21 protein-coding genes and 1 pseudogene are annotated in these 24,900 nt (G+C 42.4%); 20 read left to right on the plus strand and 2 right to left on the minus strand.

All coding sequences use genetic code 11. From position 1 onward, the window contains the following. Positions 1 to 21 precede the first annotated feature (21 nt). The 10 genes from DXB54_RS03085 to DXB54_RS03130 all read left to right on the plus strand — a co-directional run bounded on the left by DXB54_RS03085 (position 22) and on the right by DXB54_RS03130 (position 10,850). Positions 22 to 738 carry a YczE/YyaS/YitT family protein gene (locus DXB54_RS03085; RefSeq protein WP_118694216.1) on the plus strand — a complete coding sequence of 239 codons (717 nt, stop codon included), beginning with the start codon at positions 22 to 24 and terminating at the stop codon, positions 736 to 738. Between the two features lie 26 nt (positions 739 to 764). Further along, the gene (iorA, locus tag DXB54_RS03090; protein ID WP_199708720.1) at positions 765 to 2,597 is read left to right on the plus strand and encodes an indolepyruvate ferredoxin oxidoreductase subunit alpha; all 1,833 of its coding nucleotides are present in this window, start codon (positions 765 to 767) and stop codon (positions 2,595 to 2,597) included. Then, positions 2,590 to 3,186 carry an indolepyruvate oxidoreductase subunit beta gene (locus tag DXB54_RS03095; protein ID WP_118694217.1) on the plus strand — a complete coding sequence of 199 codons (597 nt, stop codon included), beginning with the start codon at positions 2,590 to 2,592 and terminating at the stop codon, positions 3,184 to 3,186. Before iorA ends, DXB54_RS03095 begins: the two co-directional genes overlap by 8 nt. A gap of 53 nt (positions 3,187 to 3,239) precedes the next feature. Further along, a complete protein-coding gene (locus DXB54_RS03100; RefSeq protein WP_021938939.1) occupies positions 3,240 to 4,481 on the plus strand; it encodes a phenylacetate--CoA ligase family protein in 1,242 nt (413 codons plus the stop codon). A gap of 297 nt (positions 4,482 to 4,778) precedes the next feature. Then, a complete protein-coding gene (gene nadA, locus DXB54_RS03105) occupies positions 4,779 to 5,684 on the plus strand; it encodes a quinolinate synthase NadA (protein ID WP_118694218.1) in 906 nt (301 codons plus the stop codon). A gap of 172 nt (positions 5,685 to 5,856) precedes the next feature. After that, a complete protein-coding gene (locus DXB54_RS03110; protein WP_243104751.1) occupies positions 5,857 to 7,062 on the plus strand; it encodes an L-aspartate oxidase in 1,206 nt (401 codons plus the stop codon). 159 nt (positions 7,063 to 7,221) lie between these two features. After that, positions 7,222 to 8,094, plus strand: a complete 873-nt coding sequence (gene nadC / locus DXB54_RS03115) for a carboxylating nicotinate-nucleotide diphosphorylase (RefSeq protein WP_118694220.1) — start codon at positions 7,222 to 7,224, stop codon at positions 8,092 to 8,094. Between the two features lie 71 nt (positions 8,095 to 8,165). Further along, on the plus strand, positions 8,166 to 8,702 hold the full coding sequence (locus DXB54_RS03120; RefSeq protein ID WP_118694221.1) for a transcription repressor NadR: 537 nt from the start codon (positions 8,166 to 8,168) through the stop codon (positions 8,700 to 8,702). A gap of 64 nt (positions 8,703 to 8,766) precedes the next feature. Further along, positions 8,767 to 9,342 carry a TIGR01440 family protein gene (locus DXB54_RS03125; protein ID WP_118694222.1) on the plus strand — a complete coding sequence of 192 codons (576 nt, stop codon included), beginning with the start codon at positions 8,767 to 8,769 and terminating at the stop codon, positions 9,340 to 9,342. 26 nt (positions 9,343 to 9,368) lie between these two features. Then, positions 9,369 to 10,850, plus strand: a complete 1,482-nt coding sequence (locus tag DXB54_RS03130; protein ID WP_118694223.1) for a sodium-dependent transporter — start codon at positions 9,369 to 9,371, stop codon at positions 10,848 to 10,850. Positions 10,851 to 11,068: 218 nt separating this feature from the next. On the opposite strand, the gene DXB54_RS03135 is transcribed toward DXB54_RS03130, so the two are convergent. Then, positions 11,069 to 11,788 carry a tRNA lysidine(34) synthetase gene (locus tag DXB54_RS03135; protein WP_118694496.1) on the minus strand — a complete coding sequence of 240 codons (720 nt, stop codon included), beginning with the start codon at positions 11,786 to 11,788 and terminating at the stop codon, positions 11,069 to 11,071. Positions 11,789 to 12,070: 282 nt separating this feature from the next. On the opposite strand from DXB54_RS03135, the gene DXB54_RS03140 reads away from it, so the two are divergent. The 9 genes and pseudogenes from DXB54_RS03140 to DXB54_RS03180 all read left to right on the plus strand — a co-directional run bounded on the left by DXB54_RS03140 (position 12,071) and on the right by DXB54_RS03180 (position 21,077). Beyond that, positions 12,071 to 12,826, plus strand: a complete 756-nt coding sequence (locus DXB54_RS03140) for a helix-turn-helix domain-containing protein (protein WP_021938931.1) — start codon at positions 12,071 to 12,073, stop codon at positions 12,824 to 12,826. Positions 12,827 to 13,040: 214 nt separating this feature from the next. Beyond that, positions 13,041 to 16,709, plus strand: a complete 3,669-nt coding sequence (locus DXB54_RS03145; RefSeq protein WP_118694224.1) for a carbohydrate binding domain-containing protein — start codon at positions 13,041 to 13,043, stop codon at positions 16,707 to 16,709. 312 nt (positions 16,710 to 17,021) lie between these two features. Then, positions 17,022 to 17,162, plus strand: a pseudogene (locus DXB54_RS03150) (PPC domain-containing DNA-binding protein); the annotation flags it as partial. Between the two features lie 74 nt (positions 17,163 to 17,236). After that, positions 17,237 to 17,905, plus strand: coding sequence for an alpha/beta hydrolase-fold protein (locus tag DXB54_RS03155; RefSeq protein ID WP_158578167.1), 669 nt, complete (start codon positions 17,237 to 17,239; stop codon positions 17,903 to 17,905). Between the two features lie 52 nt (positions 17,906 to 17,957). Beyond that, a complete protein-coding gene (locus tag DXB54_RS03160; protein WP_021938928.1) occupies positions 17,958 to 18,671 on the plus strand; it encodes a hypothetical protein in 714 nt (237 codons plus the stop codon). A 29-nt stretch (positions 18,672 to 18,700) separates the two neighbouring features. Continuing rightward, on the plus strand, positions 18,701 to 18,940 hold the full coding sequence (locus tag DXB54_RS03165; RefSeq protein ID WP_021938927.1) for a hypothetical protein: 240 nt from the start codon (positions 18,701 to 18,703) through the stop codon (positions 18,938 to 18,940). A gap of 92 nt (positions 18,941 to 19,032) precedes the next feature. Next, positions 19,033 to 19,632 carry a cob(I)yrinic acid a,c-diamide adenosyltransferase gene (locus DXB54_RS03170; RefSeq protein ID WP_021938926.1) on the plus strand — a complete coding sequence of 200 codons (600 nt, stop codon included), beginning with the start codon at positions 19,033 to 19,035 and terminating at the stop codon, positions 19,630 to 19,632. A 16-nt stretch (positions 19,633 to 19,648) separates the two neighbouring features. Beyond that, the gene (locus DXB54_RS03175) at positions 19,649 to 20,359 is read left to right on the plus strand and encodes a DUF3592 domain-containing protein (RefSeq protein WP_021938925.1); all 711 of its coding nucleotides are present in this window, start codon (positions 19,649 to 19,651) and stop codon (positions 20,357 to 20,359) included. A gap of 31 nt (positions 20,360 to 20,390) precedes the next feature. Next, positions 20,391 to 21,077: an HAD family hydrolase gene (locus DXB54_RS03180; protein WP_021938924.1), complete on the plus strand. Its 687-nt coding sequence runs from the start codon at positions 20,391 to 20,393 to the stop codon at positions 21,075 to 21,077. Between the two features lie 463 nt (positions 21,078 to 21,540). Here DXB54_RS03180 and DXB54_RS03185 read toward each other — a convergent pair whose 3' ends face one another. Beyond that, positions 21,541 to 22,968: an alanine/glycine:cation symporter family protein gene (locus DXB54_RS03185; RefSeq protein WP_021938923.1), complete on the minus strand. Its 1,428-nt coding sequence runs from the start codon at positions 22,966 to 22,968 to the stop codon at positions 21,541 to 21,543. 260 nt (positions 22,969 to 23,228) lie between these two features. On the opposite strand from DXB54_RS03185, the gene dnaX reads away from it, so the two are divergent. Then, positions 23,229 to 24,890, plus strand: a complete 1,662-nt coding sequence (gene dnaX, locus DXB54_RS03190; RefSeq protein ID WP_021938922.1) for a DNA polymerase III subunit gamma/tau — start codon at positions 23,229 to 23,231, stop codon at positions 24,888 to 24,890. Positions 24,891 to 24,900 lie beyond the last annotated feature (10 nt).

Genomic DNA, 24,900 nt, shown 5'->3' on the forward strand with positions numbered 1-24,900 from the left:
TGCTGCAGAAAGGCTTGAAAGATGTCAAAGACAAAAAAGAATACACAGAGCATGCTTATAAGATGGCTGTTGTACATAGGCGGCCTCGTGATTCTGGCACTTGGAATAAGTCTTAATACCAGAACCTGCCTGGGAGTGTCTCCCATAATATCAGTGGCATATAGTGTGGCAGATATATTCAGTCTGAATTTTGGAAATGTTACATTTGCCCTGTATGGTTTCTTTGTTCTGATCGAGGTTATAATACATTTTGTGAGGCGCGAGACGGGAAGGATTCCCAAGGACCTTGCCCAGGTTATCTTAAGTCTGATATTTACAAGGTTTTTAAATCTGTTTAATGCTGTGATACCTGTAATGGGTGAACAGCCAGAGGGAAGCCCTCTTAATTTGATGGTGGTAAGGATACTGTTTCTTATCCTGGCAGTAGTGCTTACAGGAATAGGGGCTGCACTTTCATTAAATATGAGGCTGATACCGAATCCGGGAGATGGCATAGTGCAGACCATATCAGATTGTGCCGGCAAGGGAACCGGATTCGTCAAGAACTGCGTGGATATAACGTGTGTTGTATTCTCGGTGATCATAGGTCTTGTGCTTAAGGGAAAGCTTGTAGGCATAGGAATAGGAACCATAATAGCAATGATAGGAGTGGGAAGAGTTATAGCAGTATTTAACCACTTCACTCTGAAGAGACAGATACAGCTCATAGAAGATAGCATAATACGGAGCGATATATAAAAGGATTAGTAAGGAGTAATTTATAGATGAAGCAGGAATACATAATGGGAAATGGCGCCATAGCCCTGGGAGCCCTTGCGGCAGGGGTAAATGTGGTTGCCGGTTATCCGGGAACTCCGTCATCGGAGATTATTGAGACAATAACAAAGTACCCGCATGAAGATATTCATGTGGAGTGGTCGGTAAATGAGAAGGCTGCCATGGAGGTGGCTGCCAGTGCATCATATTCAGGAGCGAGAACACTTGTTACCATGAAGCAGGTGGGACTTAATGTAGCAGCGGATCCTATCATGTCCTTGGCATATGTAGGTGTTAAAGGAGGAATGGTGGTTGTATCCGCAGACGATCCGGGTCCTATCTCATCGCAGACTGAGCAGGATACAAGAAAATTTGCTGAGTTCTGCAGGATACCTGTATTTGACCCTTCATCACCGGAGGAAGCATATGAGATGATACAGGACGCATTTGACTATTCAGAGAAATACCACACACCGGTGCTGTTCAGACCAACTACCAGAGTCTGCCATGCGTATGCATCCATTCAGGTGCCGGAGAAAATGCAGCCTAAGAAATACGATGGCTTCGTGAAGGATTCAAAGAAGTGGGTAATATTCCCAAGGCTGTCATTTGCAAATCATGCAATGATAGAAAAGCGTAACCCTGAGATGGGAGAGGACTTCTCCACATACAGATTTAACATACTGCAGGGAGGAGATGCCGGTAAAAAGGCGGTATTTGCGTCGGGAGTAAGCTATGCATATGCTATGGAATACCTGAAGGATCACCCTGAGGTGAGACTGGTTAAGATAGGAACTCCGCATCCATTCCCTGAAAGCTTCGCATTAAAGGCTCTTGAGGGAGTTGAAGAGGTAATGTGTATAGAAGAGCTTAGCCCATATGTGGAGGAAGCACTTCTTAAGCTTATAGGAAAGCACAAGCTTAACGTGAATGTATACGGAAAGCTTACAGGTCATGTGGCTGCCAGCGGAGAGAACAATTCAAACAGTGTGGCAGCAGTTCTTGCGGGCTTCCTTGGACTTGATGGAATGAAAGCAGGAATGGACAAAACGGGTGCTCCTGCTCTTCCTGTGAGACCACCTGTGCTCTGTGCCGGATGTCCACATAGGGCTTCATTCTATGCAGTTAAGGCTGCCATGAAGGGTAGAAAGAGTTATTTCTGTGGAGATATAGGCTGCTATACCCTGGGCAATGCAATGCCTCTTGATATGGTTGACACCTGTCTGTGTATGGGAGCCGGAGTTACAATGGCACAGGGATTCCACTGGGTAGACGGAGAGGGAACCTGCTTTGCATTTATCGGTGACTCGACATTCTTCGCCTCAGGTATAACCGGTGTTGTAAATGCAGTCTACAACGATGCGGATATGATATTGTGTGTTCTTGATAATTCTACAACAGCTATGACAGGACACCAGCCTCATCCGGGTACAGGAATAAATCTTATGGGCAGCTTCGTGGACAAGGTAAGCATACAGAAGGTTCTTGAGGGCGTAGGTGTTAAGAAGATCGTTACAGTTGATCCTCTTGATCTTCCTAAGGCTGTGGCAGCCGTTAAGGAGTGTGCGGACATGAAGGGCGTCAAGGCAATTATATTCAAGTCACCGTGTGTTGCCATAACCAAGCCACAGGGCAGAGCAGTTATAAGTGACAAATGTATCCAGTGTAAGAAGTGTATCAGGGAGATAGGGTGTCCGGCACTTATTATAAATGATGGCAAGGTGGCTATAGACAAGTCACTGTGTACAGGATGTGGACTCTGCAGTCATATCTGTCCGGTATCGGCTATTTCCTGCGGAGACGGAAAAGATAAGGTGTCAGGAGGTGCGGCAAATGAATAAGGATGTCTTAATATGCGGCGTAGGCGGACAGGGAACTGTCCTGGCGTCAAAGCTTCTTGCGGCAGCGGCTATGGAGGAAGGAAATAAAGTCCATTCGGCAGAGACCATAGGAATGGCTCAGCGTGGCGGTTCGGTAACAAGTCATGTAAGGATAGGAGACCGGGCATATTCTCCCCTTATACCTTCAGGGGGTGCCGACATGATAATGGCATTTGAACCATCTGAGGCAGTGAGAAATCTCTCATACCTGAAGCAGGACGGAGTTGTGATAGTAAACAGTGTGCCGGTCAAACCTACTACAGAATCATTAAATGATACAGGCTATGACGGAACAGAAATGATAGCATATCTTAAGAGCAGATGTAAGAAATGCGTAGTTGTAGATGCTGAAGAACTGTGCAGTTCTCTTGGCTCATCAAGGTATTTTAATGTGGCAATCCTGGGTGTGGCAGTTGGCTGCGAAGGTCTGGGACTTCCGGAAGATACGGTACTTGCAGAGATAAAGAAGAGAGTGCCGCAGAAGTTCGTAGAGACAAATGAAAAAGCCTTCCTGATAGGAGTTCAGACCGGAAGGAAGTATATAGATTAAGAGATATATAATTGTATCAAGAAAATATTATATTATTTGAAAGGACAGGGGAAATGCAATTAAATAGTACACAGCTTGGGCAGGTTGACGCTCAGATCAAACGACTCATAAAGACAGACAGTTACTATGGAAAAATGTATAGGGAGATGGGAATTACAGGAGTCTCAAGTAATGAGGATTTTCAGAAGATACCATTTTCAAGTAAGGCAGATTTAAGAAATGCTTATCCGCTTGGAATACAGGCAGTTCCTGACGAGGAGGTTGTAAGGATACATTCATCCTCAGGAACCACAGGAAAGCCGGTTATCATACCTTATACAGCAAAGGATGTGGATGACTGGGCAACTATGTTTGCAAGGTGTTACGAGACAGCAGGTATAACAAAGAAGGATCGTATCCATATAACTCCGGGCTATGGTCTCTGGACTGCGGGTATTGGTTTCCAGGCAGGGTGTGAGAAGCTTGGGGCTATGGCAATACCAATGGGTCCCGGCAACACAGATAAGCAGCTTCAGATGATGATGGATCTTGAGTCAACAGTAATCTGTGCTACATCTTCATATGCGTTGCTTCTTTCAGAGGAGATCAATAAGCGTGGAATAAAGGACAAGATAAAGCTTAAGAAGGGTGTTATAGGTTCAGAGCGTTGGAGCGATAAAATGCGTAAAACCATAAAGGAAAATCTTGGTATCGAGCTTTATGATATCTACGGACTTACCGAAATCTATGGCCCGGGTATCGGAATAAATTGTGAAAGTCAGCATGGTATGCATTACTGGGATGATTATATATATATAGAGATAATAAATCCTGTTACAGGCGAGCCTGTTCCTGACGGAGAAGAGGGCGAGATCGTCATAACAACTCTTGTAAAGGAAGGAGCACCCCTTATCCGTTTCCGTACCCATGATATGTCAAGAATAATCCCGGGTGAGTGTCCATGCGGAAGAAAGTACCCAAGACTTGATATCATCCAGGGCAGAAGTGATGATATGTTCAAGATCCATGGGGTAAATATGTTCCCAAGCCAGGTTGAGGAGATCCTTGGAAGCATAGATGGTGTGTCTAGCGAGTACAATATCAATCTTGCCCATGATGATGAGAAGAACAAGGATGTCATCCTTGTTACAGCAGAGGCAGAGGGAAGAGTGAACTTTGACAAGACTGCGGTAACCATAAAGGAGGCATTCAAGTCAAGAATCGGAGTTACCCCTAAGATCACTGTTGTTCCGGTGGGAACTCTTCCAAGAAGCGAGAAGAAGGCTAAAAGAGTCTTTGACCATCGCCAGCAGTAAAATATATTATCGGTTTGAATGGATATCATGCACCGGCAGATGTCAGACAGGATCCTGTCTGGTATCTGCCGGTGCTGCTCTATTTAAGGTAACGAACCAGGTGCAGCATTCCTGTATGATTGTATTTTCTGTAAAAGTTTTCCCAAAATGTGTCTTGTCACCTGTAAACTCAGGTGCTATAATGCCTGTAATGCTCAGACAGAGGTAGTGCAGGGACATTAAAACAATTAAAGAGTGTACAGCGTAAAAGAACTTATTTATGCAAAAAAAATACATGGAGTGAAAACGGAGGATAAAATGATTCAGGAAGAAATACTCAGGTTAAAGAAGGAGAAGGACGCAGTGATCCTCGCCCACTATTATGTTGCACCGGAGGTGCAGGAAATGGCAGATTACATCGGTGATTCCTTTTTTTTAAGTAAGAAAGCCGTAGAGCTTAAGGAGAAGATCATTGTGTTCTGTGGCGTAGAGTTCATGGGAGAGAGTGCCAAGATGTTGAATCCTGACAAGAAAGTCCTTATGCCGGATCTGACTGCGGACTGCCCTATGGCACATATGGTCACAAAGGAGACAGTTGATGAGGCAAGAGCGAAATACGATGACCTGGCAGTTGTGTGCTATGTAAATTCCACCGCCGAGATAAAGTCCTGGTCAGATGTGTGCGTAACCTCTGCAAATGCAGTTAAGATCGTGAAAAAGCTTCCTCAGAAAAATATATTATTTATCCCGGACAAGAACCTTGCCCATTTCGTAGCGGCAAATGCTCCGGAGAAAAACTTCATATACAATGATGGCTATTGCCCAAGACATGAATTTATGGATGCTAAGGAGATTGCAGAGCTTAAGGCGGAACATCCGGACGCTGAGGTGCTGGTTCATCCTGAGTGTAACGCAGATATAATCAAGCAGGCAGATTATGTGGGTTCCACCAGCGGCATAATAAATTATGCTGCCGAAAGCAAGAATAAGAAATTCATCATAGGCACAGTTAAAGGCGTTATATATGAGCTTCTTGACAGACGGCCGGACGCCGAATTTTACTTCCCTAAGACAGAGCCTATATGTGTGAATATGGCGAAGATCACCCTTGAGAAATTAAGGGATGTGCTGCTAAGTGAAGACAAAGAAGTCATGCTTCCGCCTGAGGACATAAATGAAAAAGCAAAGCTTACATTGGAACGCATGCTTGAATATGCGAAGTAAATAATGAAGAAAATCTCAGGAAGAAGCTATAGATATAATAAATTTAGATCCGGCAGAGATTACAAAAAAACAAAATGATGACATTGAATGCAAACTTATATGGATAAGATATTGTTTCAGGTTTCAATGCACGTTTTGGGAAAAGAGACATTTTATGGATAAAGAGAAAAACATGAACAATAAAAAAAATGCAAATAAACCTGATAGCAGGCTTGACTGTGATGTGGTCATAGTGGGCTGCGGCGTTGGCGGTCTGTATTCTGCACTCAATCTTGACCATAGTAAAAAAATCCTCATGCTTTCAAAGGATGCAGTGGATATATGTGATTCAATGCTTGCCCAGGGTGGTATATGCGTCCTTCATGATGAGGGGGATTATGACGCTTTCTTTGAGGATACCTTAAGAGCCGGTCACTATGAGAACCGCAAGGAGAGTGTTGATATAATGATCCGCTCAAGCCGTGACGTTATTAACGACCTTATCTCAAAGGGAGTAGAATTTGAGCGTGATGAGAAAGGCGAGCTTACCTATACCAAAGAAGGCGCCCACTCAATCCCAAGAATATGCTTCCACGAAGATATAACCGGCAAGGAGATCACTACAAAACTACTTGCAAATGTCAGAAAACTTGATAATGTATCTATTATGGAATACACCTGCATGACAGACCTTCTGGAGGATGAGACTGGAAGAATATGTGGAGTGCTGGCAGAAAAAGATAACAGCAGTATAGAGATATATGCAGGTGACGTGATATTTGCTACAGGAGGAATAGGCGGTCAGTATGCATATTCCACAAACTACAGGATATTAACCGGAGATGGCTGCCGGATCGCCAGTGACCATGGGGCAGAGCTTGAGCATATGGATTATGTCCAGATACATCCTACCTGTCTGTACAGGAAGAAGAAAGGACGTAATTTCCTTATTTCTGAGTCAGCAAGGGGAGAAGGAGCTATAATATTAAATCATAAGGGCGAAAGGTTTGTTGATGAGCTGCTTCCAAGAGATGTTGTCACAGAAGCTATCAGGAAGGAAATGGAGAAAGAGGGAGTTGAGTACGAGTTCCTTTCATTTGAAAATGTGCCTGATGAGGTAATAAGAAATCATTTCCCTCACATATGTGAGACCTGCCTTGAGGACGGCTATGATATATTCCGGGAGCCTGTTCCTATAGTTCCTGCCCAGCATTATTTCATGGGAGGAATACATGTGGACAGCAACTCAGAGACAACACTTCCACATCTTTACGCAGTGGGAGAGACGAGCTGCAACGGAGTTCACGGAAAGAACAGACTTGCCAGCAACAGTCTGCTTGAAAGTCTTGTATTTGCAGCAAGGGCAGCAAAGAAGATAAACAGCGAAGAGGTCGTGTAAATACGAGAATTAAAAAACGGTGAAGCAAGCATGTAAATATGAGAATGTAAAAAATAGTCAAGCCATTGGCATGAACACATAGATTTTATAAAAAGCCTAATACAAAATAAAGGCGGAGATGATCTGAAATACAAACAATTTGCGGAAAAGGAGAAAAAAATGGACAGAATAACAATGCTTTTAAATGCGGATAAATTCATAAAACTTGCCCTTGAGGAGGATATCAGTTCTGAGGATGTTACAACAAATTCTGTAATGCCTGATTACAAGAAGGGCGAAGTGCAGCTTATATGTAAGGAAGACGGAATAATTGCCGGACTTTCAGTATTTGAGAGAGTATTTACAATGCTTGATCCTGCCACGGAAGTGAAGTACGCAGAGTACAACGGCAGACCTGTTAAGGATGGTGATAAGGTGACAAAGGGCGAACTTCTTGCAGTTGTTACAGGAGACATCAGGGTTCTCCTCTCCGGTGAGAGAACAGCCCTTAACTACCTTCAGAGAATGAGTGGAATTGCCACATATACAAATAAGGTTGCCGCACTTCTTGAGGGAACAGGCATCAAGCTTCTTGATACAAGAAAGACAGGACCTTGCATGAGGATATTTGAGAAGTATGCAGTAAAGGTAGGCGGTGGAAATAACCACAGATACAACCTTTCAGACGGAGTACTTCTTAAGGATAACCACATTGACGCAGCGGGCGGTGTAAAGGAAGCGATAATGGCTGCCAAAGAATATGCACCGTTTGTCAGAAAGATCGAGGTGGAGACTGAGAACCTTGACATGGTGAAGGAAGCTGTGGAGGCCGGTGCCGACATAATCATGTTAGACAATATGAGCCCTGAGGAGATGGAAGAGGCGGTAAAGTACATAGATGGCAGAGCTGAGACAGAATGCTCCGGAAATATCACAAAGGAAAATATCGAGAAGATAAAGAATATAGGTATTGATTATGTGTCAAGCGGTGCTCTTACACATTCAGCACCTATTATGGATCTCAGTTTGAAACATCTTAAGGTTATCCAGTAGTTTTTAACAGGTTAATGGATGGTGTCAGGTTTTATATGAAAATCTGGCATTCGATGGAAAGAGGTAAATGAATGACAGACGGTGTCTCAAGAAGACAATTTGAAATAGAACAGTTCAGAAACAGTGATGTGCCAATATCGGGAACCGCCATGGGAAAGCTTGCAGGGGTTTCAAGACAGGTGGTGGTACAGGATATAGCACTGCTTAGAACTGCAGGCTACAATATAATCTCCACGCCTAGGGGATATATGCTGTCAGATCACAGCGGCGTTACCAGGATTATAAAGACCTACCATAGCCTTGAGGATACTGCTAAAGAGCTGGAAATAATAGTTGACAATGGTGGTGCGATTGTGGATGTCAGGGTAAATCACAGGGTTTACGGTAAGATGACAGCTCCCCTTAATATAAAGAACAGAAAAGACATAAAGAATTTTATTAAGGATATTGAGACAGGAAAATCCAGTCCCCTTATGAATATCACATCAGGATATCATTTTCACCAGATAAGTGCAGATGATGAGAAGACCCTTGATGAGATAGAGGAGGCTCTAAAGGAAGAGGGATTTCTCACTGAAATACTTCCATATGAGGAAGGAATGTGGTAGAATACACAGGATTGTATTGAGGAATGTGTTGGCTGATAGTTAATGAAAGAAGGATGATTTTATTATGGCAGGAATAACACATGAGATTGATGACAAGAATATTGTTATGGCGATTAAAAGTGACGCTGTAGCCGCAACTAAGGAGCTTGTGGAGGCAGCGGGTCTTAAAAAGGGTCAGATATTGGTTGTTGGCTGCAGTACCAGTGAGACTCTGGGGGAACAGATCGGAAGCTGGTCGGTTCCTGAGGTGGGACAGGCTATCTACGATGGTATCAACAGTGTCCTTGAGCCTCTCGGCATATACCTTGCAGCCCAGTGCTGTGAACATCTGAACAGAGCTATAGTTGTTGCCCGTGAAGCAGTACCATTTGCAGAATATGTAAATGCAGTTCCACAGCCTAAGGCAGGTGGATCATTTGCAACTGCGTGCTACAAGTCTTTAAAGGATCCTGTGGTGCTTGAGGAGATCAAGGCGGACGCAGGCATGGATATAGGAGAGACACTTATAGGCATGCATCTTAAGAGGGTGGCAGTTCCTGTGCGCCTGAAGCAGAAGCACATCGGGAATGCAAATGTAATATGTGCAAGGACCAGGGCAAAATATATCGGCGGCGAAAGGACCATATACAATAAAAGCTGAAAATACCTTAAGGGAGTATTTATTTTATGAAAAATGAACAGTTTAGTTCAAGACTTGGTTTTATCCTGGTTTCTGCAGGATGTGCCATAGGGCTTGGAAATGTATGGAAGTTCCCATACATATGTGGTGAAAACGGTGGCGCGGTATTTATCATTATATACCTCATATGTCTTTTTTTGATAGGACTTCCCATACTGATATGTGAGTATTCTGTAGGACGTGGAAGCGGATACAGTCTTATGAAGGCTTACAAAAATCTTGAACCGGAGGGAACTCACTGGCACAGATCCGGTGTAGCCAGCTTCGTGGGCAATTATGTTCTCATGATGTTCTACACAATGGTGGCAGGCTGGATGATGTATTATGCCTACAAGACTGCCGTGGGCGAGTTTGTAGGTGCGGATACGGACACAGTTAAGGGAATATTTAACCATATGCTGGGGAATCCGGGAACTATGATATTCTGGACCTTGTTAGTTATAGTGTTGGCATTTGGTGTATGTGCACTGGGTCTTGAAAATGGTGTGGAGAAGATCACCAAAGTTATAATGCTTCTGCTGATAGTTCTTATGATAGTAATGGCAGTCCGTTCGGTAACACTTCCCGGAGCCTCAAAGGGACTTGAATTTTATCTGGTTCCTGACTTTAATAAGCTTCACGAGAGAGGAATGGGAAATGTTATATTTGCAGCACTTACCCATGCATTCTTCACGTTGAGTGTCGGCATCGGTTCCATGGAGATATTCGGAAGCTACCTTTTGAAGGAGAGAAGGCTTACCGGAGAGGCCATAAGTGTAACGCTGTTAGATACATTTGTAGCCATAACAGCGGGACTTATTATTGTTCCGTCATGTTTTGCTTATAATGTCGAGCCGGACGCAGGCCCACCACTTCTTTTCATAACTCTGCCAAGTGTATTCAACCATATGGCAGGAGGGAGAATCTGGGGTACATGTTTCTTCGTATTCATGACATTTGCCGCTATATCAACGGTTATTGCGGTATTTGAGAATATAGTTAAGATGACTATTGATGCAAGGGACTGGGAGAGAAAGAAAGCTGTTGCCGTGAACATGATAGGCGTGGCAGTCCTTTCAATGCCGGCGATCCTTGGATACAATGTGCTTTCAGGAATAAAGCCTTTGGGTGACGGAAGTACCATAATGGATCTTGAGGATTTCCTTGTTTCATATAATCTGCTTCCGCTGGGATCGCTTATTGCCATTCTGTTCTGTGTAAGGAAGAATGGATGGGGATATGATAACTTCATGAACGAGGTCAATACCGGGGAAGGTGTTAGATTTCCGCGGGGACTTAAGTGGTATATGACGTATATAGTGCCGCTCCTTATTGTGGTTGTATATATTAAGGGTTACTATGATTTGTTTGCCCCTAAGGGTACAAAAGTGCTGGCATTCTGGATGGGTGTGGCTGCTCTGTTCCTGATGGGAGTGTTCGCCGTAATATTTGTGGGGAATAAGAAGAATAATGGTGTGAAAGAAATGTAAACATGTGAAGCTTCCCCAATAAAGACTGGTCTGATATAGGCGTAGATTTATTTGAAACGGCTTATATATAACAAAAAATAAAATAAAAAAGAAAATAGTGGAAAATTTATGAGTTTTCCGCTATTTTTTTGCTTAAAACCGGTATATATGGTTACATGGGAAGCTCAAAACTGTGGCAGCCTGCGGTGTTTCCGGGCTGGTTTTTCTGCTGCTGTGGACTAATGTCTGGTCCATCCATCAATATCCGCACCTTCTATGGCGGAGAAGATACGTTCCTTGATCTCCGGCACTGTTGCCCGGAGCTGGTCTATTATGTCCTTGCTTTCCTGACGCTTGGTCACTCCGTCGGCAGGACATGGATTTTTACATACAGGTAATTCATTTTTCAGTGCAAATGATCTGACTTCCCCTTCGTAAGCGTAGATGAGAGGACGTATCAGCGTGATCTGTGATTTCTCAAGGAAGGTCACGGGGGAAAATGTATGTACTCGCCCTTCATATAACAGTGACATTAAGAAGCTGTCTACCACATCATCCTTATGGTGTGCGTAGGCTATTTTATTGCAACCGAGTCTAATAGCAGCCTGGTTAAAGGCACCCTTTCTCATTCTTGAACACAGTGAGCATGGATTAGGTTCCTTCCGGTGGTCGAATACGATCTCACCGATCTGAGTATGCTCCACAAAATACGGAACCTCAAGCCTGTTGCAGTATCTTTCAAGCCCTGAAGTATCAAAATCCTTGAAACCAAGGTCTACGGTTATAGCATAAAGAGAGAAACTCTTCGGATAGAATTTCTGAAGCTTCGCCAACGCGTACAGCAGGGTAAGGCTGTCCTTTCCGCCGGAGATTCCCACGGCGATGGTGTCTCCTTCTTCTATCATGTTGTAATCATCAATAGCTCTTCTTGTATATGATAATAATTTCTGTGATTTCATGTGCTGTCCATTCCTTTTTATAAGTTCCATATGATCTTTATACGCATGGGTTACAGCGTATTCCATGGCACCTTGCCTGTGCTGCAGTATCCATCATGTATAAATAATATTTCACAATGTGACAGGTGTCAATTATTTGCAGAAATAAGACCAAGACCTGTTGACGTGGGTGGGATTTTAAGCAAAAATAGATATAGGATTAAAAATGAAACATTAAAAAGGAAAGCATGTCATTATTTGGGAAACCGGAATTTTATTCAGTGATTGTATGGGAGGAGAAATATGCTGAAAAAAGAGTTCGTATATCAGGAATACACGAGAAGAGAAGAAAATATCTTAAGGGCACCATATAATCCGGAATTGGAATTTTATTCGGTGATAAAGTCCGGCAACATAGAAAAAACAAAAGAACTATGTGGTGTCTCATTTGCAGACAAGAAAGGACTTGGAAAGCTATCTGAAAATCCCCTCCAAAATCTCAAATATCATTTTGTTATAACCGTTGCTATGCTGGCAAGATATTGCATAGATGGGGGACTTGATATATCAACGGCATTTTCCGTGAGTGATTTTTATATCATGAAGGCAGACAAAGCGAAAAATATAGCTGAAATAGACACTCTTCATACCAGTGCCTGTATTGATTATGCCCAGAGAATGAAGAAGCTCAGAAATAAGAAGATAACATCCCGACCGGTTGCCAGATGCGTAGATTATATTGCAGATCACCTTCATTGTAAGATATCCCTTGGTGAATTAGCAGATTATGTAGATTTAAATCCATCATACCTTTCACGATTGTTTAAAAAGGAAACAGGCAGTACTATCAGTGAGTATATAATGAGGACAAAGATTGAAACGGCTGGGAACATGCTGATATATTCGGAATACACTTCGACAGAGATAGCTTCAATACTGGCGTTTTCTGATCAGAGTTATTTCACAGAGATGTTCCATAAGTACATGGGAGTTACGCCCAAAAAGTATCAGTCGATGCACTTGAGAGAAATTGAGATGGGCAAAGAAGGGAAAAAGTGACTTCTTTTGTGTGCAAAGTGCACAAAACATAAAGAAGAAAAGACGATATAAAGTAAATTAGCACAAATAGGTAAAAAATGCCATAAAAAAATCAATCTTTTGCCATAATATTAATTTTTTATCTGATATAAATGATACATAGGGTTAAGAACATGCTCATAAATAACAATTTATTAATGGGCGGAATTATGTATTATAAGAGAGGAGAAAAAGTATGGTAAAAGGAAAAAAGTATCTTGCATTATTCCTGGCTGCGGGTCTGGTTATAACTGCAATGCCATTAGGAACTACCCATGCAACAGGAATCATCGACAATGATCCTGTAACAACAGTTAACAGCGAAGACGTGGTAGATCCGTCAACAGACCTTAGTTATGAGGGCTATAAGGAAGTCTGGGGTGACGAATTTGATGGAACAGAATTAAACAGAGATGTGTGGAATGTTGAAACACATGAGAAGGGATGGGTTAATTCAGAACTTCAGGCATATGTGGATAATGATGAGGTATTACAGGTAAAGGATGGCTACCTTAACATTAATCCGGTTAAGACGGTAGAACATAGCAGCGAGGCGGCTGCAATCGTTAAGAATGCTGATTTCTCGTCAGGAAAAGATGACTGGGTGGAGACAATAGCAGACTGGGGTGATCCTTATCATACGGTTGCATCGAGCACAGTTGTTGACAATGGAATAAAGTATACAATCACAGATCCGGGTGATGAAGATTGGCATGTGCAGTTAAAGCAGGATAATTTAAATCTTAAAGAAGGACATACATACAAGGTTGCATATAATGTGACATCCACAGCAGCAAGGCAGATAAAGTCAGGAGTACAGAGCGCAGCCTATACATGGTATGGCGGAGCGGATCCTGTACTTGAGGCAAATGTAGTAACTCCGGTTGAGTATGAATTTACAATGGAGGCAGACGATGATACAGCAACTGTTTACTTTTCATTAGGAAAGATTGCTGATGTTGAAACACCTGCTTCTGATATTACAATTACAGATATTACATTTACAGATCTGTCAGATGATGGTGAAGGCGAAGATGTGGTGAATTATACATCAGGTCGTATAAGCACCCAGAATAAGCAGACATTTACTTATGGTCTCTTTGAGTGCAGGGCAAAGGTTCCTGCAGGTAAGGGATATCTTCCTGCATTCTGGCTTATGGCAAATGATGAGAATGTGTATGGTCAGTGGCCAAGATGTGGCGAGATTGACTGTATGGAGGTCATGGGACAGGATCCTGATAAATTATACGGAACTATCCACTATGGTAATCCTCATGCTGAAAGCCAGGGAACGTATGAGATAACAGATGGTGCTTCATTTGCAGACGAGTTCCATACATTTGCATGTGAATGGCTTCCGGGAAAGATAAACTGGTATGTGGATGGCAAATTATACCATACAGAAAGCAACTGGCATTCAACAACAGTTGGCCAGGGAACACTTACATATCCTGCACCATTTGATCAGCCTTTTTATATTATCTTAAATCTTGCAGTAGGTGGAAGCTGGGTTGGAAATCCTGATGACACAACAAACTTTGATAATAATCCATATGTGATTGATTATGTGAAGGTTTATCAGAAGGACAGCTATGATGAGAATGTGCAGAAGCCGGAGAATAATGTGGAACTTCGTGATCCGGATGTGACAGGAAACTATGTTAATAATGGGGATTTTTCAGTGGAAGAAGATCTTACAGATGATACAGACTGGAAGTTCCTTACTGCGCTTGGTGGTGAGGCAGCAGCAACAATTTCTGGCAATGAGATTAACATTGATACAACAAATGAGGGAACTGTTGATTACAGTGTACAGCTTGTGCAGGCTGGTGTGCCATTACTTAAGGGCGCAACATACAAAGTTTCATTTGATGCATGCGCAGCAGAAGCCAGAACAATGCATGTTGATATAAAGGCACCTGATCACGGATATATTAATTACATGAACGGAACCGGTGCAGAGGTTGCTCTTGATACAGAGTATAATCATTATGAGTATGAATTTAAGATGAAGTCTGATTCAGATGCAAATGGACGTCTTGAGTATAATATTGGAGCGGCAGGTTCAAATGCACAGATCAAGCTTAAGAACGTGCGTATTGAGAAGATTGCTGATCCTGATCCTAATGAGAAGGAAGAGAAGACAGTCCTTGCAAATGGTAACTATGTCTATAATGGTGGTTTCCAGGAAGGAACAGGACATTTAGGATATTGGGATATAGCCAAGTCAGAAGGTTCAAGTGTAAGTGTAACAGATTATAAGGATGGCAGAAGATTTAAGGCGGTAATTCCTGAGGCGGCTTCTGAGTATGTGTTCCTTTCACAGGACGACATGACATTTAATGAAGGAACTCCATATCTCTTCAGCTTTGACCTTGAGGCGGATACAGATACTACAGTAAAGGCCGTTATTGCCGGTGTAGAGTGTGAAGCAGAGGTTGTTAAGGGTGATAAGAAGACTTATAGATTTGAGATACCACCAACAACAGAATTCAGTGACAAGTCTGTGTCATTCACATTCGATGCTGCAGGTACATATTATCTTGACAATGTAAAGATGGTAGAGAATGCCATGATCAAGAATGGCTCATTTAACGATGGCGAAACAGGATATACAATCTATATTGATTCATCAGCCAAGGCAAGCCATGTTGTAGATAGCATAAAGGAAGATAATGCACTGAGTCTTACAATCGATAAGACCGGTGATGCAGATTGGAAGATTCAGGTTAAGCAGGAAGATGTTAAACTTGAAGCAGGTAAGACATACAGACTTAAGTTAAAGGCCAAGTCATCTGTTGACCGTGATATCCGTGTAGTAATGCAGGGCGGAGAAAAGCTTGGATGGCCAGTATACTCAAATGACAATGTAATATCACTTACAAGTGAGTATACAGAGATTGAAGATGTATTTACAATGAATGAAGATACAGATCCTGCCGCATTTTTAAGTATCTGTTTAGGTAAGGTTGACAGAGAGATCACAGATCAGCATGTAGTATGCATTGATGATATTTCTCTTGAGGAAGTAAAGGCTGAAAAGGAAATTCCGGAGTATGAGGTTCCGGAAAACCAGACTATACATTGCGGACAGACCCTTGCTGATATTACTCTTCCGGAGGGCTTTAGCTTTGAGGAGCCAGGACTTGAGCTTGCACCTGGTATAAGCAAGGTGACACTTAAGTACACACCGGCAGATACAGATAAGTATGAAATTGTTACAGGAATAGAAATAACAATTACAGTAGAACATGATTACAAGGATGGCGTATGTGTATGTGGAGACATTGCTGATGGATTTGCCAAGGTAAATGGCAAGTGGGGCTTCTATAAGGATCAGAAGATAGTTTCAAATTACACAGGTGTAGTTAAGGGAGTTATTGATGGTAAGTCAAACTGGTACTATGTAAAGAATGGAGTATACACCAAGGCAAGTGGTATTACCAAGAGGGTGGATGGTAAAGGAAACTGGTACTATGTGAAGAATGGAGTATACACCAAGGCAAGTGGTATTGCCAAGAAGGTAGATGGCACAGGAAACTGGTACTATGTGAAGAATGGCGTGCTCACCAGAACTAACGGTATTACTAAGAAGGCAGACGGTTCAAGTGCAACCTGGTTCTATGTAAAGAATGGAGTGTTCACAAAGGCTACAGGTATTGCCAAGAAGGCAGATGGTTCAGGTGCAACCTGGTATTATGTGAAGAACGGAGCGTATACCAAGGATACATGTATTGCCAAGAAGGCAGATGGTTCAAGTAAAACTCAGTATTATGTGAAGACCGGTTCATGGGCAAATAAATTCACAGGTACAATTAAGATTGGCAAAAAGAACTATAAGATAGTTAATGGTGTTGTGAAGTAATACCTTAAATAAGCTGATGAAGTTACATTAAAGCAATAATATAAATGAAAGGGAAGCGGTCTCTTGAAGAGGTCGCTTCTCTTTTTTGTTCATCGAGCTGGCAGTCTAGATGACAATTATAAAAAATAAGATCAAGACCTGTTGACGCAGGTGGGATTTTAGGGGAAAATAAACATAATTGAGGACGACACAGGATGATATAACCAAGAGCAAAGCAAGTAATACCAAAGCTGACAATGGCTATAAAAAGATGATCAGGAGGAACATGGAATGGAATACAGAAGATTTGCAAATAAAATAGTGGCGAGGATTGACAAGGGGGAGGTGTTTGGCGGTCACCTGAACAAAGCCATTGTAAGTGCAGTTTGTGAGATGGTAATAGACGTGATAGAAGGAACCGTCGACAGGATTTATGACGAGGAAATCGGCTTGAATGTATTCAGTTTTTCATAGGATTGTATACTAAAAATATAATCTGAAAGTAGAATTTGAAAAGACAAGTCGTTGATATAATGCAGGGGGAGCATATGTTTTGTGAAGCAGACTATAGATTGAATATATTGACAAATGAAGACGCAGCCCAGGTTGTGTTGTATATTTCAAACACCTGTCTGTCGGATGAAGCACAGAATGTTTACAGGCAGGTGTGCCGCATGTCAGATGTGAAGTTTGATTTCTGCGAGCTTCTTGTGAAGGATTGGGATAGCTGGCTCACTCCATGGAGTGCTGACGCGGGTATGAAGGACAGGAAATTTGCAGGAAAAGGGAGAGAATTACTGGACGATATCCGGGAGAAGATACTTCCGGAGATAAAGCATCACTTTCCAAATCACAGGCAGCTATATATTGCCGGGTATTCCCTGGCAGGATTATTTTCCCTTTGGGCACTATATGAAAGCGGATTGTTTGACGGAGCAGTGAGCTGTTCCGGTTCCCTGTGGTATCCGGGGGTTGAGGAATATCTGCAGCAGACAGAATTGAACCAGAAGGTAGATGTGTATTTAAGCCTTGGGAAGAAGGAGCCGAAAACTGCCAATCACCTTATGAAGAGAGTTGGGGAGATCACGGAGGCAGAGTACGAGAAGCTGCGGAGTGATATAAATGTGGGCAATGTTATATTTGAATGGAATGACGGAGGACATTTTGCAAATGTGGTGGAGCGTATGGCGATGGGAATACGATGGATCATTTCCTGACCGGATCACGAAGGAAAATGCCCGTATCACATACAGGTGAAAGGAGCTTACTATGGAGAAGTTCATACCTCAGTTAAAGACAGACAAGGAATTTACAAATAAAATAATCAGGAAATATCATTTTGGAGGGGAAAATACAGGTAAGGTTGCAAGCTTATGTGATATATCCCTGCCCCTGGTTTCCTCGGCCTGTTATTATGTATGGAAAAAGGCAGACACCGAAATCACATATGATGAATACGCTGTATGTCTTGTGACATTGGGGACAGCCTTTGACAAACTGGTTGACCTCTATGCAGAGAACAACTGCCTCCTGGAGGCATACATGCTGGACTGCATAGGGCTTGAATTTATGACCCGGAGCTATGAACAACTGGTTAAACATATCCAGACAAAATACTGCAAATGGGGCACAAAGCTTGACTTCCTTGGAGACACCTATCCTGTAGATATGATGGCAAGGCTTATGGAGAACTTCACCGGTACAGGCGTTTTGATAAATGATGAAATGATGTTAAAGCCACTTAAGAGCGTGCTGTTCCTGCTTCCGGTGTCAGATCAGGAACAGAAGGCAGACGCGTGCCGTATATGTACAAATTGTGGGAATGTCAACTGTATGTTCCGGGAGGCTTCCGGTTCGAACAGGCAGCATGATATATCAAAGCTCAGCGGTATATCGAGGATAAGCAGTTTGCCAAAAAATAATGGTATGCCGGGTGGCTCCTATGGTATCAGGCAGATATTTAAAAATGAAAGTGTCAAATAAATCTATAAATAATACGGAGGAAGATTGCAATGATAATGATTTTATTGGCGGCTGCTTTAGTTGCCTATGTGATCCTGCTGATCCTGAGGAGAAGGAACAAAGACAATAAGGTCATCGCAGGAACAGTGCAGATAGTTCAGGGAATATTGTGGATACTGATCGTAATAGACGGATGGTCAGAAAGTCATATGTTTACTAAGATCGCATGTATAATAATTGCTGTGCTGTCATTTGCAGCAGGTATAGGAGCATTTCTGAAACGCAAATAATTTTGTGGTGTGTGAGCCTTTAAGTAATATGTAGCAAAATTTTGGTGGAGAAGATTGGTGTGAATTGCATTTTGTAAGGAGAGTTAGTGACGATGATACAGTTATACACAGGTGACGGTAAGGGAAAGACCACAGCGGCTGTGGGACAGGCGGTTCGGGCTGCCGGTTCCGGCTACAGGGTTATATTCTGCCAGTTTATGAAAGGTGGGGAGTCAGGGGAGCTTGCGATATTGAAAGAACTTCCTCAGGTGGAGATCTACAGATGTGAAAGAGAATTTCCTTTTTTCAACGCCATGACCGACCGGGACAAGGAAGAGATCACGGAGATACATAATGAAATTATCAGGAATATAATCCGTAGACTTGACGGCTTAAATAATACAGGAAACATATCAACGAACGGCAGTGGGGCTGCCGGGCTGATGGTGGTTCTTGATGAGATAACCTATCCATTAAACTGGGGGCTTATTGATGTAAGTCTGTTTAAGGATCTGGTTGGGAAAATGAAGGCGTTATATAACGGAAGAAGCGGTGATAGCGGAGAAGAAAGCCTGTCCCGGATAGAGCTTGTACTTACAGGCAGGGAACCTGACAGGTTTATTCTTGAAAATGCAGACTACATAACAGAAATGAAGAAGCTGCGACATCCATTTGACCGGGGGATACAGGCAAGAAAAGGGATAGAGTATTAGAAATAGGGGTGACATTATGGGGAAGAATGAAAATGGGACAACTGTAGCGAAAATAATAATAAGCATTGTGTTCATTGTATGGTTTATGGGTTCGCTCTTTGGCATGATGGTATGTTCAAAGCTTGATGGCGGAACAGGACTTATGCTGGCACTGATAGGACAATATTTCCTTGTGTTTGGAATTATGGGAGTTGTGGGCAGTATAAAGAAACGCCCATTTCCGGCGATCATCCTGCTGTTTCCATTGGTGGGCATTGCACTTATCATATGTGGCGTGATCATGTACATAGATATGCAAAATGCTGCACAAATGATCTACGAGGCGGCTCCTTACCTGTTGGCAGGAATATTCCCGGTGACAGGAGTTTTAATGATAATCAGTGCTACCTCAGAAATAAGACATCTTAAGCGTGTGTGCACAGTGGAAGTCCAGGCTAAATGTATCAGCGTGGAGACCCGTTGGACTCAGGGCGGAAAAGGACGGAGGACAAAGCGGGTGCATATGCCTGTCTACAGCGTCTACTATAATGGAAGGGAATACACTGTCCGGAATAATGTGTATACAAACATGAACGATTATCAGGTGGGAAATTATTATCCCATAATGATCAATCCATTAAATCCGGAGGAATTTCTTGATGCAAATAACAGAAAGGGCAACATAGTTACTCTGGTTCTTGGGATTATATTTGTTGCGGTGTTAATACCGATCATCGTATACATGTAACAGGAAAATAACACAAAAAGGAAATGCACAGATGATAAAGAACATTATATTTGACTTGAATGGAACTATGATATTTGACGGAAAATATCACGAAATAGCATGGAAGGAATACTCAGATAAGCTGGCAGGCAGGATACTTACAACAGAAGAGTTTCAGCACCATGTACTGGGGCATACCAACAGGGATATCCTGGAATATCTCATGGGTAAGGGTACGCTTTCCGATGAGCGTATACTTGAGCTGACAGAGGAAAAGGAAGCAGCATATCGTGACCTGTATGTAAAGGATACCGAGAATTTCAAGCTGGTGGACGGACTTGAAGAATATCTGGACTATATAAAAGAAAAAGGCATAAACATAAATATCGCTACAGGCTCCAACCTTACAAATCTTGACTTTTACTTTGAACAGTTTAAGCTTGACCGCTGGTTTGATAAGTTAAAGGCAGCCTATGACGATGGAACCATGGCAGCAAAACCGGCACCGGATATGTATATAAGAGCCATGGAAAGAATTGGTGCAGCACCGGAAGAAACAATGGTAATAGAAGACGGACCATCCGGAGTAAAAGCCGCTGCCGCCGCAGGAGCAGCCTTCATAGTAGGCATATACGGAGACTCTGACGAGAACCTCTTAAAAAATACCTGCCTCTGCGACCTGCTTATCCACGACTACGTAGATCAACCAAAGCTAAGAACCATATTTTCAAAAAAATAAATCTAACTGAGCTATAGGACAGAACGAGTTGATAAAAACCGCCTTCACCCATTATAAATAAAGGACTGAAGACGGTTTAATCTTTTTTGAAAGAATTTTAAAGGCAGACAAAATATGGCTGTTAATTCTGAATAGTATTATATATCTGACAATTAAATTGATTTTCAAACTATAGTTATCTAAATTACTATGATCAAAAATTTCTTGGAAAAAATAAGACACAATGATATACATTAAAACCATTGTGAGCACTTCGTTACGAGGTTTACTCTGGTTGTCAGCACAAAGCCCATGTCTGAGCGTATGTAAATACGCGAGTTTGGGCGACTGCTGACTAATAGACGAGTAAACCGAGTAGAAGGCGCAAACAGGTTTTATATGTATATCATGTGCCTACTTAATCATCCGTAAATTTATCCAATGAACTTCCGGGAAACCAATAAAGTTCCAATATCCGGATTGCTTAATTCTTCAAAAACTGTCCCTGCTTCTTCCTGTCAACATAGCTCTTAACCTCAGCCACAACAACACCATTTAACGCAAACAGTGCAATGATATTTGGCAGAGCCATAAGACCATTGAAGATATCAGCGATAGTCCATACAGCCTTAACAGTCATGTAAGGTCCGATGAAGATACATGCAATGTATAACCAACGATAAAACTTAACAACCTTCATCTTACCATTTGTAAGGTACTCAAGACACTTCTCACTGTAATAATCCCAACCAAGCATAGTTGTGAATGCGAAGAATACAAGACATACCATAAGTAATAATGAAGCAACAACTGATGGGAATGGAAGACATGTCTGGAATGCATGTGTAGTAACGGCAACACCCTCAAGACCTATATTCCATGATCCGGCGATAACAATAGTAAGACCCGTAAGAGTACATATAACGATAGTGTCGATGAATGTACCGAGCATTGATACAAGACCCTGCTCAACAGGTTCATTTGACTTTGCTGCGGCAGCAGCTATAGGAGCACTACCGAGACCAGCCTCATTTGAGAAGATACCACGGGCAATACCCTTCTGCATGGCAACTATGATGGCACCAAGAGTACCGCCGGCAGCAGCCTTAAGACCGAATGCACCTTCGATGATTTCTTTGAAAGCTCCCGGTACCTTATCGATATTGAATATTATTACAAGTAATGCAGTTATAACATAGAGGATAGCCATGAAAGGAACTACAACCTGGGCAACATTTGTAATTCTCTTAAGTCCACCGATGATAACAAGACCTACACATATGGTAAGGATGATACCTGAGATAACGATAGTCCATGAATACTCAATGCCAAATAATTTGAAAGCCACATGTTTTGTGTCCGGATCAAAGAAGTTCTTAACGGCACTTGAGATACCATTTACCTGGGTGAATGTACCGATACTGAAGAGACCTACACATACTCCGAAGAAGGCAAATATCTTCGCAAGCCATTTCCAGTTCTTACCCATACCATTTTCAATATAGTAGAAAGGACCACCTACAACATGACCGTCTTCAGCAATAGTTCTGTACTTTACAGCCAGCATACACTCTGAGAACTTTGTTGCTGTTCCGAAGAGTGCTGCGATCCACATCCAGAAAAGGGCTCCCGGCCCACCTGTAACAATAGCGGTGGCAACACCTACGATATTACCTGTTCCGATGGTTGCAGAAAGGGCTGTACATAAAGCACCAAAGCTGCTGATCTCTCCGTGACCATCCTGCTCCACCTTGGCGAACATGAGCTTGAAGCCCTTGCCAAGCTTTGTAACCTGAATTCCCTTAAGACGGATTGTAAGGAAGATACCGGCTGCAAGGATCAATACTATAAGCGGTACACCCCAGACAAAATCATTGATCTTTCCGAGAACTGTGTTGATATTTTCTAACATTTTTTCTCTCCTCCTGTATTTTTTTGTTGGAAAATGTCTTAAAACAGGAAAAATATTAGTCTCTAATGTCAACGAACCTAACATTTTTGTGATAAATAAATTCCCATGTTGGATTATAAAGTAAAAAGCACAATAATACAAGGAAATTAATGGGATTTCATTGATTAGAACCGACATTTAAAGTATAATTGGAGTAGTGCCGTTGCAGATTATACAGTGAGGGGCAATGACATTTATGTAATGTTTGGAGGAAGATAGATATGTCGTACATGGCATTGTACAGAAAATGGAGACCTGGAGAATTTGACGAGGTAAAGGGTCAGGATCATATTGTAAGGACTCTCAAGAACCAGATAGTCAATGACAGGATAGGCCATGCATATTTGTTTTGCGGAACCAGAGGTACAGGTAAGACTACCATAGCCAAGCTGTATGCCAAGGCAGTGAACTGTGAGCACCCTGTGGACGGAAGTCCTTGTAATGAGTGTGCAAGCTGTAAGGCAATAGCCGCAGGAACAGCTATGAATGTCATAGAGATAGATGCAGCGTCCAACAACGGCGTTGATAATATCAGACAGATAAAGGAAGAGGTGCAGTATCCTCCGACAGAGGGAAAGTACAAGGTTTATATTATCGATGAGGTGCATATGCTTTCTATAGGAGCCTTCAATGCATTGCTTAAGACTCTTGAGGAGCCGCCATCATATGTAATATTCATTCTTGCTACAACAGAAGCCCACAAGATACCTATAACTATTTCATCCCGTTGTCAGAAATATGATTTCAGAAGGATTTCCGTTGATACCATTTCAGACAGACTCATGGATCTGCTGTCAAGGGAGAACATAGAGGCTGACAGAAAAGCCGTGGATTACATTGCTAAGGCAGCGGACGGCTCCATGCGAGATGGTCTCAGTATCCTGGATCAGTGTATATCCTTTAATCTGGGACAGAAACTTACTTATGACAAGGTGCTTGAGACTGTAGGTGCAGTGGATATAGATATATTTGCCAAGCTGCTCCGATCCATAATCGATCTTGACGTATCGGCAGCCCTTGATATAGTTGATGAGACTGTATGGCAGGGCAGGGAGCTGTCAAGATTTGTCAGTGATTTTACATGGTTTTTGAGAAATGTACTGCTCATAAAGGTTTCTGTGGATGGCGATAAGAAGTTAGACATGACCGCAGAGAACATTGCAAGAGTAGAAGAGCTGGCAGAGCAGATAGATGAGCAGACACTTATAAGGTATATCAATATATTTGCGGGGGCATCGGCAAATATTAAGAATGCCACCCAGAAAAGGGTTGTTTTAGAGCTTGCTGTCATAAAGCTGTGTAAGCCTGAGATGGAGACAAATTACGACGCTCTTATAGACAGACTGAGGATCCTTGAGAAGAAGGTGGAATCAGGAGCGGTGCTTCCGGCAGATCTGGCAGAGGCATTGAAGAGCGGTAGCGTAGCAGTTGCTCCGGCAGGAGGAAATGGAGTGGATGCCCATGGCACAGCCGGAACATCAGGTACCGGAACCGGGACTTCGGGAAAGGAAAAGCTTGTGGACAGGATAAACAACCTGCCAGAGGCTGACAGATATGATCTTAAGCAGATAATAGATCTGTGGGATATGGTCCTTGATAAGCAGGGAAGACTCACTGCGGATTTCCTGAGACAGGGAACTGTGGGACTTACCTCGGACAATAAGGGCTTAAGGATCACATTTTTCAAGAAGGATGAATACAGATCGGCTATCAGATACTTCACAGACAAGGATAAGGTGAAGGCGTTTAAGGAGAGGATAGCGGAGATCACAGGTCGTACATTTCCGGTGGAGTTTGTGGTGGTGGATGATAATCCGGAGACAAGAAGAGAGACCGAGGAGAACGATCTTGGCAAGATCAATTTTGATATAGACATAATTTAATACAGATATA

It is taken from the genome of Coprococcus sp. OM04-5BH, assembly GCF_003482105.1.
Lineage (GTDB): Bacteria > Bacillota > Clostridia > Lachnospirales > Lachnospiraceae > Coprococcus.

Excerpts from the sequence above, each read along its gene's own strand:
- DXB54_RS03085 (WP_118694216.1), top strand. The coding sequence starts at position 22 with ATGTCAAAGACAAAAAAGAATACACAGAGCATGCTTATAAGATGGCTG.
- DXB54_RS03110 (WP_243104751.1), top strand. The coding sequence starts at position 5,857 with ATGAACAATAAAAAAAATGCAAATAAACCTGATAGCAGGCTTGACTGT.
- DXB54_RS03170 (WP_021938926.1), top strand. The coding sequence starts at position 19,033 with ATGATACAGTTATACACAGGTGACGGTAAGGGAAAGACCACAGCGGCT.
- DXB54_RS03180 (WP_021938924.1), top strand. The coding sequence starts at position 20,391 with ATGATAAAGAACATTATATTTGACTTGAATGGAACTATGATATTTGAC.
- DXB54_RS03155 (WP_158578167.1), top strand. The coding sequence starts at position 17,237 with ATGTTTTGTGAAGCAGACTATAGATTGAATATATTGACAAATGAAGAC.
- DXB54_RS03125 (WP_118694222.1), top strand. The coding sequence starts at position 8,767 with ATGGCAGGAATAACACATGAGATTGATGACAAGAATATTGTTATGGCG.
- DXB54_RS03175 (WP_021938925.1), top strand. The coding sequence starts at position 19,649 with ATGGGGAAGAATGAAAATGGGACAACTGTAGCGAAAATAATAATAAGC.
- DXB54_RS03100 (WP_021938939.1), top strand. The coding sequence starts at position 3,240 with ATGCAATTAAATAGTACACAGCTTGGGCAGGTTGACGCTCAGATCAAA.
- DXB54_RS03130 (WP_118694223.1), top strand. The coding sequence starts at position 9,369 with ATGAAAAATGAACAGTTTAGTTCAAGACTTGGTTTTATCCTGGTTTCT.
- nadA (WP_118694218.1), top strand. The coding sequence starts at position 4,779 with ATGATTCAGGAAGAAATACTCAGGTTAAAGAAGGAGAAGGACGCAGTG.
- DXB54_RS03140 (WP_021938931.1), top strand. The coding sequence starts at position 12,071 with ATGCTGAAAAAAGAGTTCGTATATCAGGAATACACGAGAAGAGAAGAA.
- DXB54_RS03185 (WP_021938923.1), bottom strand. The coding sequence starts at position 22,968 with ATGTTAGAAAATATCAACACAGTTCTCGGAAAGATCAATGATTTTGTC.
- DXB54_RS03145 (WP_118694224.1), top strand. The coding sequence starts at position 13,041 with ATGGTAAAAGGAAAAAAGTATCTTGCATTATTCCTGGCTGCGGGTCTG.
- dnaX (WP_021938922.1), top strand. The coding sequence starts at position 23,229 with ATGTCGTACATGGCATTGTACAGAAAATGGAGACCTGGAGAATTTGAC.
- DXB54_RS03095 (WP_118694217.1), top strand. The coding sequence starts at position 2,590 with ATGAATAAGGATGTCTTAATATGCGGCGTAGGCGGACAGGGAACTGTC.
- DXB54_RS03120 (WP_118694221.1), top strand. The coding sequence starts at position 8,166 with ATGACAGACGGTGTCTCAAGAAGACAATTTGAAATAGAACAGTTCAGA.
- DXB54_RS03165 (WP_021938927.1), top strand. The coding sequence starts at position 18,701 with ATGATAATGATTTTATTGGCGGCTGCTTTAGTTGCCTATGTGATCCTG.
- nadC (WP_118694220.1), top strand. The coding sequence starts at position 7,222 with ATGGACAGAATAACAATGCTTTTAAATGCGGATAAATTCATAAAACTT.
- iorA (WP_199708720.1), top strand. The coding sequence starts at position 765 with ATGAAGCAGGAATACATAATGGGAAATGGCGCCATAGCCCTGGGAGCC.
- DXB54_RS03135 (WP_118694496.1), bottom strand. The coding sequence starts at position 11,788 with ATGAAATCACAGAAATTATTATCATATACAAGAAGAGCTATTGATGAT.
- DXB54_RS03160 (WP_021938928.1), top strand. The coding sequence starts at position 17,958 with ATGGAGAAGTTCATACCTCAGTTAAAGACAGACAAGGAATTTACAAAT.